Annotated in this window: 12 protein-coding genes; 9 read left to right on the top strand and 3 right to left on the bottom strand. The window is 59.4% G+C overall.

Features of this window, described 5'->3' with window-relative positions; translation table 11 throughout:
- The first annotated feature begins 53 nt into the window (after nt 1–53).
- The 3 genes from ACSBOX_RS18890 to ACSBOX_RS18880 are packed head-to-tail and all read left to right on the top strand — an operon-like array spanning nt 54 to nt 4,113.
- Nucleotides 54–1,229 (top strand): ABC transporter substrate-binding protein, encoded by a 1,176-nt coding sequence (locus ACSBOX_RS18890; RefSeq protein WP_442543838.1) that lies wholly within the window; start codon nt 54–56, stop codon nt 1,227–1,229.
- Nucleotides 1,226–3,001: an ABC transporter permease subunit gene (locus ACSBOX_RS18885; protein ID WP_442543837.1), complete on the top strand. Its 1,776-nt coding sequence runs from the start codon at nt 1,226–1,228 to the stop codon at nt 2,999–3,001. The genes ACSBOX_RS18890 and ACSBOX_RS18885 overlap by 4 nt, the downstream gene beginning before the upstream one ends.
- Nucleotides 2,998–4,113 (top strand): ABC transporter ATP-binding protein, encoded by a 1,116-nt coding sequence (locus ACSBOX_RS18880; protein WP_442543836.1) that lies wholly within the window; start codon nt 2,998–3,000, stop codon nt 4,111–4,113. The genes ACSBOX_RS18885 and ACSBOX_RS18880 overlap by 4 nt, the downstream gene beginning before the upstream one ends.
- A 667-nt stretch (nt 4,114–4,780) precedes the next feature.
- On the opposite strand, the gene pdxS is transcribed toward ACSBOX_RS18880, so the two are convergent.
- The gene (pdxS, locus tag ACSBOX_RS18875; protein WP_241709994.1) at nt 4,781–5,629 is read right to left on the bottom strand and encodes a pyridoxal 5'-phosphate synthase lyase subunit PdxS; all 849 of its coding nucleotides are present in this window, start codon (nt 5,627–5,629) and stop codon (nt 4,781–4,783) included.
- A gap of 365 nt (nt 5,630–5,994) precedes the next feature.
- Between pdxS and ACSBOX_RS18870 the strand changes: the two genes are divergently transcribed.
- From ACSBOX_RS18870 to ACSBOX_RS18855, 4 genes are all read left to right on the top strand, one after another.
- Nucleotides 5,995–6,996, top strand: a complete 1,002-nt coding sequence (locus ACSBOX_RS18870; RefSeq protein WP_442543835.1) for a shikimate dehydrogenase family protein — start codon at nt 5,995–5,997, stop codon at nt 6,994–6,996.
- 51 nt (nt 6,997–7,047) lie between these two features.
- Nucleotides 7,048–7,683 (top strand): bifunctional 4-hydroxy-2-oxoglutarate aldolase/2-dehydro-3-deoxy-phosphogluconate aldolase, encoded by a 636-nt coding sequence (locus ACSBOX_RS18865; RefSeq protein ID WP_442543834.1) that lies wholly within the window; start codon nt 7,048–7,050, stop codon nt 7,681–7,683.
- A gap of 4 nt (nt 7,684–7,687) precedes the next feature.
- On the top strand, nt 7,688–8,308 hold the full coding sequence (locus ACSBOX_RS18860; protein ID WP_442543833.1) for a histidine phosphatase family protein: 621 nt from the start codon (nt 7,688–7,690) through the stop codon (nt 8,306–8,308).
- 447 nt (nt 8,309–8,755) lie between these two features.
- The gene (locus ACSBOX_RS18855; protein WP_442543832.1) at nt 8,756–10,138 is read left to right on the top strand and encodes a YhfT family protein; all 1,383 of its coding nucleotides are present in this window, start codon (nt 8,756–8,758) and stop codon (nt 10,136–10,138) included.
- A gap of 134 nt (nt 10,139–10,272) precedes the next feature.
- On the opposite strand, the gene ACSBOX_RS18850 is transcribed toward ACSBOX_RS18855, so the two are convergent.
- The gene (locus ACSBOX_RS18850; RefSeq protein ID WP_442543831.1) at nt 10,273–11,208 is read right to left on the bottom strand and encodes a phosphotriesterase family protein; all 936 of its coding nucleotides are present in this window, start codon (nt 11,206–11,208) and stop codon (nt 10,273–10,275) included.
- Nucleotides 11,209–11,542: 334 nt separating this feature from the next.
- Nucleotides 11,543–12,268: a GntR family transcriptional regulator gene (locus ACSBOX_RS18845; protein ID WP_442543830.1), complete on the bottom strand. Its 726-nt coding sequence runs from the start codon at nt 12,266–12,268 to the stop codon at nt 11,543–11,545.
- A gap of 159 nt (nt 12,269–12,427) precedes the next feature.
- Here ACSBOX_RS18845 and ACSBOX_RS18840 point away from each other — a divergent pair, with 159 nt between their 5' ends.
- Both ACSBOX_RS18840 and ACSBOX_RS18835 read left to right on the top strand, forming a co-directional pair.
- On the top strand, nt 12,428–12,829 hold the full coding sequence (locus ACSBOX_RS18840) for a DUF2620 family protein (RefSeq protein WP_442543829.1): 402 nt from the start codon (nt 12,428–12,430) through the stop codon (nt 12,827–12,829).
- 98 nt (nt 12,830–12,927) lie between these two features.
- Complete coding sequence (locus ACSBOX_RS18835) at nt 12,928–13,233, top strand: PRD domain-containing protein (protein ID WP_442543828.1); 306 nt, start codon at nt 12,928–12,930, stop codon at nt 13,231–13,233.
- The last annotated feature ends 2 nt before the right edge of the window (nt 13,234–13,235 follow it).

Here is a 13,235-nt window from a genome sequence, read left to right as displayed (position 1 = left end):
TCTTGCTATGGATCATTCGACACGTAGACCCCGCAGAAAGGACGTCTGACGCGATGTCTAAAAATTTGTTGCAGCAGGATCCGCCCCTCGACAATCGGTCAGGGGGTAATTACCTGCCAAGAAGGCTCCTGCTGAAGCGGGGTGGACAACTTCTGGGCGTAGCGACGGCTCTCGGACTTGCCGAAACCCTTTCGGGTTGCGGCAGCAACGCCAGCGCCGACGCCGCAGCAGCGCCCGACGCAGGTATCACCCTGGACCAAGTCACCAACGCGCGTGGGACTGCAAAAATAATTGGCTGGCAATTTTATCATGCACCGGAGCTCGATACTGCCAACGTAAAAAGCCAGTGGGGTTACATCGGAGGTAATGAAGACACCATTACAAAGACGGCGCAGCCGGGCGCAATCGACCTCGTCACTATGACGAATGGATACGACGACCAGCTAGTGGCCGCCAAACGAGTCATTCCAACGAACCCGGCGTTGTTGTCCAACTGGGCAAATATCAACCCAACGTTCCGGAACTGGCCCGAGATAAGCCGGAATGGTTCGGTACTCAGTATCCCGCTGCAATGGAGCTACGGTTATATGCAGTGGGACGCCCGATTCACGACCGAACCAAAGAGCCTGGATGACCTATTCTCCCCGAAGCTTGCGAGAAAAGTGGGACTCCCGGATGACCCATACGCCGTAATCACCACGTTTGCACGCCTCCTCGGATACGCGGACCCGCAGAAGCTTAAGCCGAACGAATTCCAAAAGGTCGTCGACACCCTCAATCGTTTCAAGTCGCAGCTCCTCACCTTGCATCAGTATGGCGAGGAGCCGGCGCTTCTAGCCCGTGGCGACATTTGGGTTGATTTGCCGTGTTACGCGTCTTCGTTCCTGGATGCACGTAAAGCAGGCGCAAAAATGGAAACGAGCCTTCTTGGATCGTGGTCTTACCTCGATTGCTGCACCGTGGTGCGGGGGGCGGATATACCGGTGGCCCTGTCCTTCATCAATAACACGCTGGAGACGGGTGCGCAGGCGGCCTTAGCGAGCAAGGCGTGGTCGTTCCCAGTTGTCGACAGCGCACTGTACGGCGTACCAAAGGAGCTTCAGTTCTCCAGCCTGGACGCGATTCTCAGCAAGGCACCGCTCCAGCCCGGCGTGCCGTTTGACAACAACAACGGCTTTGTTTCATTCCCGGAATGGATCAAGGCCTGGGAAAGGTTCAAGGCTCTATGAACCTGACCGCTGACGTCCCTCGGCAAACAGCAGACCGCAAGGAAAAGCTAGCGTTACTCGCGTTACCGTTTTGGGTATACGTCCTGGGTGTCCTTGTCCTTCCACTGGCGATCTTGGCGCTCTACAGCTTCTGGGAGGCGGGGTTCTTCACGGTAACCAGAAACATCACCGCGGCGAACTACGCCGAGGTCTTGGGTTCGCCGCTATATCTGACATTGATCGCAAAAAGCCTTGCAGTTGGCGCCATTGCGGCTGCTTGTATGACTGTCCTGGCGTTCATCCTCGCATACGCTATTACCTTCAGACTGGGCAGGTTTGGAAAGCCGGTATTGTTCGCTATCGCACTGTCGTTGCTGGCGTCATACATCGTTCGGGTGTACGCGTGGGGTACGATCCTCGGCACCAACGGAATCGTAAACAGCACGCTGATGTCCCTGCACATCGTAGATAAGCCGATTGGATTCTTGTTCTATGGCTATTTCGCGATTGTCGTGACGCTGGTGTACGTGTACTTGCCAATCGCAACATTGGTCATTTACGGTGGCCTGCAAGATATCGATCCCCGCATCGTGGAAGCCGCCCAGGATTTGGGAGCGGGACGCGTTCGGCGCCTGTTGCAGATCACGGTCCCATTGGCGATGCCTGCAATGAAGGCAGCTTTCGCCCTCACCTTTGTATTAGCGACGACTGACTACATCACTCCGCAGCTTGTCGGAGGTATCTCCGGCCAGATGGTGGGATCGGTCATCAAGGACCAATTCGGCGGTGCGGCGAACCTGCCTTTGGGTGCTGCGTTGGCATTCGTAGCCGTCGTGTCCGTCTTTGTTGCCCTCGGCTGCTTCGGGCTCCTGCAGAAAGGCGTAGCGGCCATGATCCCCGCTACAGCCTCTCGTTTCCGGCATCTTATGGCTGGTGCCCGGGGAATTCCGAATGGTAAGAATCTTCGGACAGGTTCTCGGACCTCGCTTTTCCGTCGATTCCCGATAGTGCAGATAGCATCCGTACTTATTCTGATATTCCTTGCTGCACCCCTACTGGTCCTCATCGCGTTCTCCTTCAATAGTTCGCCAGTTCCGAGTCTTCCGTTCACGGGCTTCACGGGCCACTGGTACGCGTCCATTATTCAGACGACGGGATTCGATGCGGCTTTGGGAAACAGCGTGATTCTCATGGGCGCGTCGGTGGTTGGTGGTCTAGCTCTTGGGGTACCCACGGCATTCGTACTGGTCCGGAGTCGTCGGCGCCGTCTGACCTCGGCCGCACTGACGCCGGCGGTCTACGCTCCGGTAGCAGTGCCGGGTGTGATGATTGGAATAGCACTTCTTACAGCGGCCGCCTTCCTGAATCTGGAAGTCGGCCTGGCAGCCAGTGCCCTCGCACACATTCTTATAGCTACGCCTTACATTGTTCTGGTACTGCGATCGCGGCTGCTCTCTATGGATATACGAATCGAAGAGGCCGCCAGGGACCTCGGAGCGAGCCAGCTCAAGGTCTTCTTTGACATGACCCTCACGCTGCTCAAACCATCGCTGATCGCCGCGGCTTTGTTGGCCGCTGCGGTGTCTCTTGACGAGCTGTTAGTCACCAACTTCACCATAGGTACGGGGACCACATTGCCCGTATGGGTATTAGGCCAGATCCGGAGAGGACTGACGCCAGGCATCAATGCGCTGGCTGTAATGCTCTTAGTCGCATCATTGTTGATCATCGGCGGCGTCGCGGTTTTGCTCCGCGGCAGCCTTGTAAATGCATTAAGGGGCAGTAAACGATGAGCTTGGTTTCGTTGCAGGGCGTCGGAAAGGACTTCGGCGGTACGACGGCGTTGGGGCCGATTGATCTAGAGATCGAGGAAGGGGAGTTCCTGACGTTGCTCGGACCTTCAGGGTGTGGAAAATCCACGTTGCTGCGTATCTTGGGTGGTCTCGAACAGCCGTCCCGGGGTCAAGTCATGTACGGCGGCCAAGACCTGGTTCGTGTTCCCCCAGACAAGCGGCCATTCAACCTTGTATTCCAGAATTATGCCTTGTTTCCTCACATGACTGTGTTCGACAACGTCGCCTACGGGTTGCGGGTCTCCAAGACCCCGGAAAGCGAAGTCCGACGCCGTGTCAGCGCGATGCTCGAAATGGTTGATCTCACGCCACTCGGCGGCCGACACCCACGACTTCTATCCGGGGGCCAGCAGCAGCGGGTCGCCTTGGCTCGGGCACTCGTGAATGAGCCGCGGCTCCTCCTCCTGGACGAGCCGCTAGGCGCATTGGATCTGCAGCTCCGTAAGCGGATGCAGGAAGAGTTACGGAGCATTCAGGCACGACTGGGAACTACGTTTGTCTACGTGACCCACGCGCAGGATGAAGCGATGAGCTTGAGCCACCGAGTCGCGTTGATGCTTCACGGGGAAATAAAACAAATAGGAACCCCGTTCGAGATTTACCGCCACCCACAGTCTCAATATGTCGCAGAGTTTGTTGGTGATACGAGTCTTGTCCCCTGTCGAGTGGTTCACAGTGGTGACGAGAACGCGGAAATCGAGTGGGCCTCGGGTTCGCGCGAGTTCTTCCCGCATTACTTGAGTTCGCCGTTCACGGTCGGAGAACAAGCATTCGTTTCGCTGCGTCCTGAATCGATCACCATCGCCCCAGGGCAGGAGGGGATGTTGGGTGGGAAAGTAGCCGGCGTCATGTTTCGCGGCGCAGGTTTCCGATATGCAATCCAGTTGGCAGATGGAACAGATATCTGGGTAGATTCACCTAGCGCGGTGTCTGGCATCGCCGTTGGTGACACCGTCGGGGTGTCTGCTTTGCCAGGGGCGGGTGTCCTCGTTCGCGCGGATGAAAGCGCAAGTGCGATTGTTGACTCGCCTGCCATCAAGCAGCCAGCCTGACACCCTATCGGCTGGCGCATCCCCTTGAGGTTCCTGCTCTCCAGGAAATTTGGTAGCGGTATCAGCTGTTGGGTGTTGCGGCGCTAGAGCGTACGCAACGCCCAACAGCTCGGTTAATTCAGTGCACGTGTGGGTCAGCGAAAGTGACTGTCGGCCAGATATGCCATTCTCAGTGCTATTTGGGAGCCGTCCCAGGCTATGACGGACTGCGGCGCTCATAGCCTGGGACGACGTCCGTTCGAGTTTCTTGGCCCCGCGTCTGCTGGCGTTCGCGTGCATTGAGGTAACGGAGCGGCAGGTGACAGGTGCGTTTAGCCTCACCTGCGTTCGGGTGCCGGCCCGCGTCCTGACCGATTCCGAGCACCGAGGTCAGGACCTCATGAAGGGGGTGGGCCTCCACGAGGGCTTCGACCCTAGTCCCAATCTCGTTGCGCTGGCGGTCGGGAGAGCGGCATCTCCGCCACTTTTGGCAATAGCGTCCCGGTCGCGCTGGCGCCGGGGATCGCGACGATCTGTTCCTCTAGTGCGTCCAGGGGGCGCACTAGACGCTCCGCAGCGCCGGAGCTTGTTTCTTCATCCACGCCTTGACCTAGGTTGGTTGTCCGCCGGGGTGAGGGGTGCCCACCTCTTCATCCCAACTCCTATATGAGCGAATTAGGGCGTACGGTTACCAGCCGCGCTCTGCGAGGCGGTGGGGTTCGGGGATTTCCTCGACGTTGATGCCCACCATGGCTTCGCCCAGGCCGCGGGAGACCTTGGCGATGACGTCGGGGTCGTCGAAGAACGTGGTGGCCTTCACGACGGCAGCGGCACGCTGGGCCGGGTTGCCGGACTTGAAGATGCCCGAACCGACGAACACGCCGTCCGCTCCGAGCTGCATCATCATGGCAGCGTCGGCCGGGGTGGCGATGCCGCCGGCGGTGAAGAGCACGACGGGGAGCTTGCCGGTGGCGGCGATTTCCTTGACGAGTTCGTACGGGGCCTGCAGTTCCTTGGCCGCGACGTAGAGTTCGTCCTCGGGCAGGGTGGAGAGGCGGAGGATCTCGGCGCGGATCTGGCGCATGTGGGTGGTGGCGTTGGAGACGTCGCCGGTGCCGGCCTCGCCCTTGGAGCGGATCATGGCCGCGCCCTCGTTGATGCGGCGCAGCGCCTCGCCGAGGTTGGTGGCACCGCAGACGAAGGGAACCGTGAAGTTCCACTTGTCGATGTGGTGGGTGTAGTCGGCCGGGGTCAGGACCTCGGACTCGTCGATGTAGTCAACGCCGAGGGACTGCAGGACCTGGGCTTCGACGAAGTGGCCGATGCGGGCCTTGGCCATGACGGGGATGGACACGGCGGCGATGATCTGGTCGATCATGTCCGGGTCCGACATGCGGGACACGCCGCCTTGGGCGCGGATGTCGGCGGGAACGCGCTCGAGCGCCATGACGGCCACGGCACCGGCATCTTCGGCGATGCGGGCCTGCTCGACGTTGACGACGTCCATGATGACGCCGCCCTTGAGCATCTCGGCCATGCCGCGCTTGACGCGGCTGCTGCCCGTAACGCTGGCTGCGGACGAAGGTTGGAATGGCGTCTCAAACACGAGTAATTCCTTGGCTGGTGACGGTAGATTCCCCTGCCAGCCGGGCAGCTGGCAGGGGTATTGAGGCAGTTGAAGCTATGAAGGCGAATCCCTTGAACGGAAGGACGTGCCTTCAGCTCGCCGACGAGAGTCGCGGAAGGGAGCGACTCGCGCTGCTGCGGCAATGCCAAGGGTTTGGGACTTTACTTTGCCATCATATCATTACATGATGATGTGATTATATGTTGCTGATGTTGGCAGCTCGAACCTCTACGGGCATTCCACCCGGTTCATACGCAGACGCGAAAGGGTAAGAAGTGGATATCACCTATAAACATGACACTCTCCAGCCAGCGGTCCGTCCAACCTTGTATTTCATTGGGGTGACGACCGGCAGCTCTTCCATTCGCAGGGTATTTCCCCTGTGGGCTCAGGAGCTGGGGTTGAGCGGCGTTCAACTTGTCGGCATTGACATGCCGCTGCATGCATCGCCTGACGCCTACAGGAATGTGGTGGCCTTTATTAAGGATGACCCCCTCAGTCTTGGCGCCCTTGTAACGACGCACAAGATTGATCTCTACAACGCTGCCGTGGATTTGTTCGATGTCGTAGATCCCCTTGCGGCGCTGATGTCGGAGGTCAGCTGTATTTCGAAGCCGGGTGGAATCCTCACCGCTCATGCGAAGGATCCTATTTCGTCAGGCTTTGCTCTGGAGGATTTTATCCCCCGCGGTTACTGGCGTGACCGTGAGGCCGACGTGTTCGTCATGGGGGCTGGTGGCTCGGCAGTTGCGATCAGTTGGTATCTGACCCGCCCGGAAAGGGGAACGGACCGGCCCCGGCGGGTCGTAATTTCGAACCGCAGCCAGCAACGATTGGCGAGTCTTCGCCGGGTCCACGACGAACTGAAGTCGGATGTCCCCCTGGAACTGGTGCATACCCCGAATCCGCAGGACAACGATGCGGTGCTGCAGAACCTCCCGGAGGGTTCCGTAATCATAAATGCCACTGGCCTGGGTAAGGACATGCCCGGATCCCCGCTTACCGACCGGGCCCGGTTCCCGGAGAACGCGATTGTCTGGGACTTGAACTACCGGGGTGACCTTGTCTTTCTTGACCAAGCGAGGTCGGCTGACGCTCAGCTAAACGTCACCGTCGTTGATGGCTGGGTCTATTTCATTCACGGCTGGACACAGGTCATCGCGGAAGTATTCGGAATTGAGATCCCCGCCTCCGGACCTTCATTCGACCGTTTGTCCGAGTTGGCATTGTCGGGCAAAAGCGAGAGCGGCACATCGATGGCCACCGCCGGATTGTGACTCCCTATTTGCGCCCTAGAATCAGACATCCACGACCGTAGGAAGTGAATTATGACTACTCCAGTATTGACCGTCCTCAAAGAAGATAGAGTCGCAGCGGTCATCCGAGCCAAATCCGTGGATGATCCCGTGCGGCTGGTCCGTACACTCAGCGGTGAAGGTATCCGGTGCGTCGAGTTCACTTTCACTATCCCATCAGCCGCGGAAATCATCCGGGAAGTCGCTTCCGAGGCATCAGCGGTGGTGGGCGCTGGCACGATCCTGACCGCAGATCAGGCCCGAGAAGCGATCTCTGCGGGAGCCAAGTTTGTCGTGTCGCCTGGCCTCGTCCCCGCAGTGGCCGCCGTATGCAACGAACATGACATACCCTTTTTCCCCGGTGCGCTGAGCCCGACCGAGGTCTACAACGCCCATTCGATGGGAGCCGCGGCAATAAAAATATTTCCCGCGAATACCGCAGGCCCCAGGTACCTGCGCGACCTCTTGGGACCGTTTCCCCACCTTGCCTTGGTGCCATCGGGCGGGGTGACGCCAGAAAATGCTCTTGCATTTCTCCAAGCCGGTGCGGTGGCCGTGTTCGCCGGGTCAGATCTGGTGCCGAGCCTGTCCGCCGAGCAGGGCGCGTATGAACTCGTCAGGTCAGGGGCGAAACGGTTTCGTGACGCCCTATCCATTCAGGTGGGATAGGGCGGTGCGACTCATAATGGTTCGGCACGGGCTTCCGCTGCGTGTCGACGGGCCAACCGAAACGGTTCCGACTGCGGCAGCGGACCCCGGTCTGGCAGCCGACGGCGTCCGTCAAGCCCAACAGGTCGCTGACTTTTTGGCTGCGGAACGGATCGATGAGATCTATTCCTCGCCCTTACTGCGTGCAGTGGAGACGGCATCACCGTTGGCAAACCGGCTTAGTATCACAGCGACCCTCGTCCAGGAGATTGCTGAATGGGACTCGGCCGGCCCCGCGTATGTGCCGGTTGAAGAACTCAAAAAGGCGAACGACCCCCGATGGCAGGCGCTTCGGCAGGGACATTTTTATGACCCTGAAATCGATCTCACCGCGTTCCGAGCTCAAGTTGTCGGGGCCGTAGAGTCGATCATCCGTAAACATCCAGGTGGTACTGCCGTGTTGTTTACCCACGCGGGCGTCATTAATGCTTATACCGGCCATGTTTTGGGCCAAGACAAAGCCTTTTGGCTTGCCCTTCCCTATTCTCCGGCATATGGATCAATCACCCGGGTGATCGCTGACCAAAGGGCTGCTCGCAGCCTCATTTCGGTGAACGAAACGGGCCATGTGCGGGACCTGCTCTAGGGCGGGCGGAACGATCCACCGCGAGGGCAGCTCAGGCTTTCGATGACAACCGGTAAAGCCGCTCGGTAGCCGCAAGCTAACCTAGACACGAAATGACCTTGACAGGTCATCACGTCATAATAATATGATGACAAAGTTGGATGCTCGCAAGCGGACGGACCCACGGCGGTCGCCGGGGCCTTTGTATTAGTGGCTGGGGCAAGCGCTTCGTCACTCCGAGATGGAGCAATATGAAAAAGCGACAAGGACCTGGACCAATTCTGTTGAACGCAGCTCTGGTCATAGTGGGTTCAACAATTGCGCCGGCAGTGCACCTGTGGGCTCTGCTGGAGCCGATGCGAAGACGGCGAACCGGGAGCGCAGCTTAACGCAAACGGCGGAAGCCACAGGTAGAGCCGCAATCCGCTAGTTCTTGTACACACACTCTTCACCCTTTGGAGGGCCCCAATGTTCGGTTCGGAAGTAGCTATGCCCGTCCCTCTGTTGCCACAAGCCATTCTTTTCGCCGCGATGGGTGGGTTATCCGCAGTTCTTGCGAACCGCGGGGTGGCAATATTCCATGACGGGCTCCGACCGATCTTGCCCTCCTATAAGGCCGGCAACGTGGACACCAAATCCATCCGACGCACGTCCTTTACGCTGGGGCTCGGGTTCCTGTGGGCGTTCGGTCTGCCGTTCTCGCTCGGCCATGCCATTCCCATGCTCTACCTGATCTTCATTGCAACCGACTACATCGGCGTTGCAATGCGGACGACTCACGATGAGGCCTGGTACAAATCGCGGCGTGGGCTTTTCGGGGTGCTGTCCTCATTCGTTCTGGGAGCAGCGTGGAGCGCGGCTGTTGCCGTCGTTCTTCGGTTGGCTTCGGACCTCATGGCTGCCGCACCTATTGAGATGGCAAGAACTGTTCAGCTCATCACCCAGCCGGCCCTTGAAGCATTCTTCCTGTTTGCCGTTCTCACAGTTTTTTACCACTACGGACTCAAGCAGGGGCTCTGCTCAGCCATTGTGGCCACAGCCGTGTGGGCTGCCGCCGCGACACTCGGGCTGCCGTATCCACCGGCCTGGGCCTTCGGGGCGGGACTCGTTTATCTCGTGGTTCTAGTCGTGCGCGAATCACGTCGGCCAGGAAATGAATTCGGCGATGTGCCGCCGGAATGGCTCACGGATGAGGCCGGTTCGGGTTCGGTCCAAAACGCCCCTGATGAAGACGATTTCTTCAGAAAAAATACCGGACGCATCAAACGGAACCTCCCGCTGATCATTGTCATCCATGCGCTGGCAGGGGCGGCGTACAATCTCGGGTACATGGCCAGCGACCCGATTTCGGCCTCACTATATCTTCACGGAATGGCAATCCCTGCCGCCCTGGCAGCGGCCGCCTGGTTCCTGGCCTTCGTCCCAATGAAGTATACGACCGCCGTCATGACCGGCGTGTGGATCCTTACAGGAACCTCCCTGGAACCATCCATCGCCATGCTGATGCCAAACCCGTGGGTTGCTGCCGGCGCCGTGGCCGTCTTCCGTGTCATCGAAGTGTTCAGCCTCCTGTGGTTCTTCAAGAACCTGGACCGGTTCACCGTTGTTCGGGAAATTGCGGACACCATGCGAACCGCGATCTTCCACGTTATGGAAATCGCATTCCTGGCGGGCGGGGCAATGGCCGCAGCAGCATTTGCCGGCGGCTGGGGAGTGGCGGCCGTCATTGGCGCCTGGTTCATCAACCAGCGGTCCAATGCGCCGGTGATGCCGATGGCCCTGGGCGCGGTGACAGCCATTGGCGTAGGCATCATTGCCAATCTGCTAGCCCTCGTGGGCGTTTCCCTCTGACGACCACACCCAGTCAGGGGCGACGCATATCCGGAGCTGCGACAGCGGCTTCCAGAAGCACTTTTCAGTGAGCGCTTCTCCTTCACTTGACCCGACTGCCTCCGCCAGCACAGGCAGTCGGGTCATTCCCCGATTCAGGACCAGGTAAGGAGTTTGGCCGGGTTCGAGACCAGCGTCGTAAGTGCGTCCTGTCCCAGGCCGGCTCGTCGAAGCCACGGAACCAGACGGTGGGGGATATGGGTGTATCCCGGGCCTCCGCCCCAGGAGACCAAAGCGCTCCGCCGAGCCAGGTCGCCTGAGAGACAGACCCTGTCGCCAAGTCCGAGTTCCACGAGCCGCACGATGAAGTCGACCCGCCGGCTGTCCGGTTCGTACCAGTCCTTGGACGTCTGGTCGTAGCCGAGACGGAAGCCTTCCTCGGCAAGGTGGCGCTGTTCCTCAAAATCGAGGGACCTGTCCAAATGACCGATGCAGACACGTTCCGGGTCGGCCCCCGCATCCAACAATATGCGGGCCTGCGCCGTCGCCATGGTGCCGGCCGTAGTATGCGTCGTGATGGGTGCCCCAGTCAGCTTCTGAGCGGCCGCAGCGGCACGGAGCACCCGCTCTTCCGTCTCCGTGATTTCACCCTTGGAGCTCCCGGCCTTTATGACGCCGGCCCTTACTCCGCTGGTTCCAATACCCACGGTCAGTTCCTCCACCATCTCCTGGACAAGGCACTCCCGCGACATGGAGTCCACGTCGAGCACGCCGGCCCAGAAATAGGGCGTGACGTGACCCGTTGTGGCAACGATATGGATCTTGCTCCGGGCAGCAATGCGCCCGAGTGCTTCGGCGTCCCGGCCGTACTCTTTCGTTGTGAGTTCAACAAGGGCTCCACCGCCAGCCTCGTGGAACCTCGCCAATTCTGCCACCGCAAGGTCTTCGTCGTCGAGTAGCAGGTCCTCGCTGCCCTGATCCTCGTGAAGGAGACGGTCAGCTGGGCGGGTGATGAGATGCTCATGGCCCAGAGTCAAGCCCAGTTCCTCCGGTTTCACATCACCTAGCACCGTTCGTACAAAATCACTCATCGCTACACCTTCCCATTGAAGAATTCCTTGACCCGCAACAGGACTCATCATAATATGATTACGACTAGGAGGAGGATCAATGATGATATCAACGGCACCGCCGCAGGTCGCCGCATCACAGCGGTCTCTCCCGGAGGCGATCAAAGGACCCTCAGGCCCGCCTCATGGAAGCCGTCGCCCTGCAGGCGTCGGGGCGGGCCGCCAGTTGCGGGCGCAGCCAGGGGGCTGCAGCGGCGCAGCTGGTGGATCTCTGAGGTTCCGCGGTGGCCCGACTGCAAGACAGGCATCTTCGCGCGGCGCCGGCCCAAATCCACCGGTAAAAGTGGCGGGGCAGCTACCGACGAACTACGTCAATTTCCAGTCGGGTCCGGTCGGCCCGATGCCATGCACGAAAATACTCGACAGGGGTGCCGCCAGCGTCTCGTCCGATCGATTCGATGTAGAGCGCCGGGGTCCCTGCCTTGACTTCGAGAATGCCCGGCAGCACGCCGCTGGTCGTCACCACTTCAAGGGAGCGCCTGCCGGACTCAATGCGCAGGCCCCAGTTTTCTTCAAGAGTCCGGTACAGCGAATTAGTGGAAAGGTCGGCAGCAATCAGGTCGTCGACCATGTTGGCATCCGCGCTGTTGATGTAGGACTTTGTAAAAGCGATCAGATCTTCATTGACGTAGCGAAGACGGGTGATTTCCACGCATTTCGACCCGGGGTCAATTTCCAGTGCCTCGGCAACGGTGTTTTCCGCGCCGACAAGCTTGCAGCTGATGACCTTGCTTTGTACGGAGTGGCCGCGGAGGCTCAGATCTTCAAAAAAGCCTACGGTGCTCTGCATGAACTGTTCCCTGACCTTCGGCCGGGAAATGAAGGTGCCCTTGCCCTGTTGGCGAACCAGTATGCCCTCGTTGACGAGCTCGCCGATGGCCTGGCGGACCACGGTGCGGGAGACCTCGTAGCGTTCACACATCTCACCCTCCGAAGTGAGCATGTCGCCGGGCTGCATGTTTCCCGATTCGATTTCCTTCAGAATCAGAAGCTTGACCTGCTCGTAGTAGGGGATCCGCACATTACGGCGGACCGAGGGCGTAGGCCGGGACATTATGACTCCCACTTCCTTCTCGATTGAGCGTCACACGTGTAATAACAACGTAACAACATTATAAAGCATGCCAGCTTGGGGCTGTCGGAAACCCGACGCAGTGCAGCGATAACAAAGGAGTTTCTCGTGATAGAAAATCGAGCGGTTCGGATTGTCCTTGCCGGAGTAGATGCCAAGATCATGGCCAAAATGGCCCAGGACGCCGGGGGTGACCGAGTGCAGGCTGTCGCAATGGGGGACATGCAGGGAGCAAGGCTGGTGAAGAGCGGTCAAGCCGACTACTACCTGGGCACGTGCTGGTCCGGGGGCGGCGGCGCGCTGGCCGCCGCGACGGCGACGCTCGGTGCCAATCTGGTGGGCATCGCAGGTACTCCGGGCATGCCCGTTACCGAAAAGCATGTGGCCGAACTTGTGGGCGAAGGCCGGATGGCTTTCGGGTTTGCCTATGAGCAGTCGGGTGTCGCAATTCCGATGCTGGTCAGGGAGATCCTGGCCCACCGGTCCCGCACCGCCGGCGCATCATCGTGACGGGCACAACCCAGCCGCATGACACGGCGCCCGCCGATGTCCGGGAGCCCTTTCGCGAACGTCTGGACCTTCTGGAAGATTCGGGAATGGCGAGCCCCGTGGCACGGAAGCTGGCCGAGACTGCCCTCCTTGAAATTACCAGGCAATTCTCTCTGGAATTGACGGAGGAGAATGCGGCTCCCTTCGTGACACACCTTGTCATCGCTCTGACCCGCCTGCAGCGCGGTGAGCCGGAAGCGGAGGCATCGGAGGCCGTCGAATCGGAAATCACCGGTCGAGACCGGGAAAAGACAGTGATCGGGGGGATCATGCACAGTTTCGAGGATGAGCTGGGACGGTCCGTGCCAGAGTCGGAAATCTCCTACATAACGGTTCACTTGTGTGCGCTTCTAGAGGAGGACTAGCG

The organism is Arthrobacter sp. KN11-1C (genome assembly GCF_052180225.1).
Classification (GTDB): Bacteria; Actinomycetota; Actinomycetes; order Actinomycetales; family Micrococcaceae; genus Arthrobacter.
Note: the sequence above shows the minus strand (reverse complement) of the source record. Positions and strands in the feature narration are given on the sequence as shown.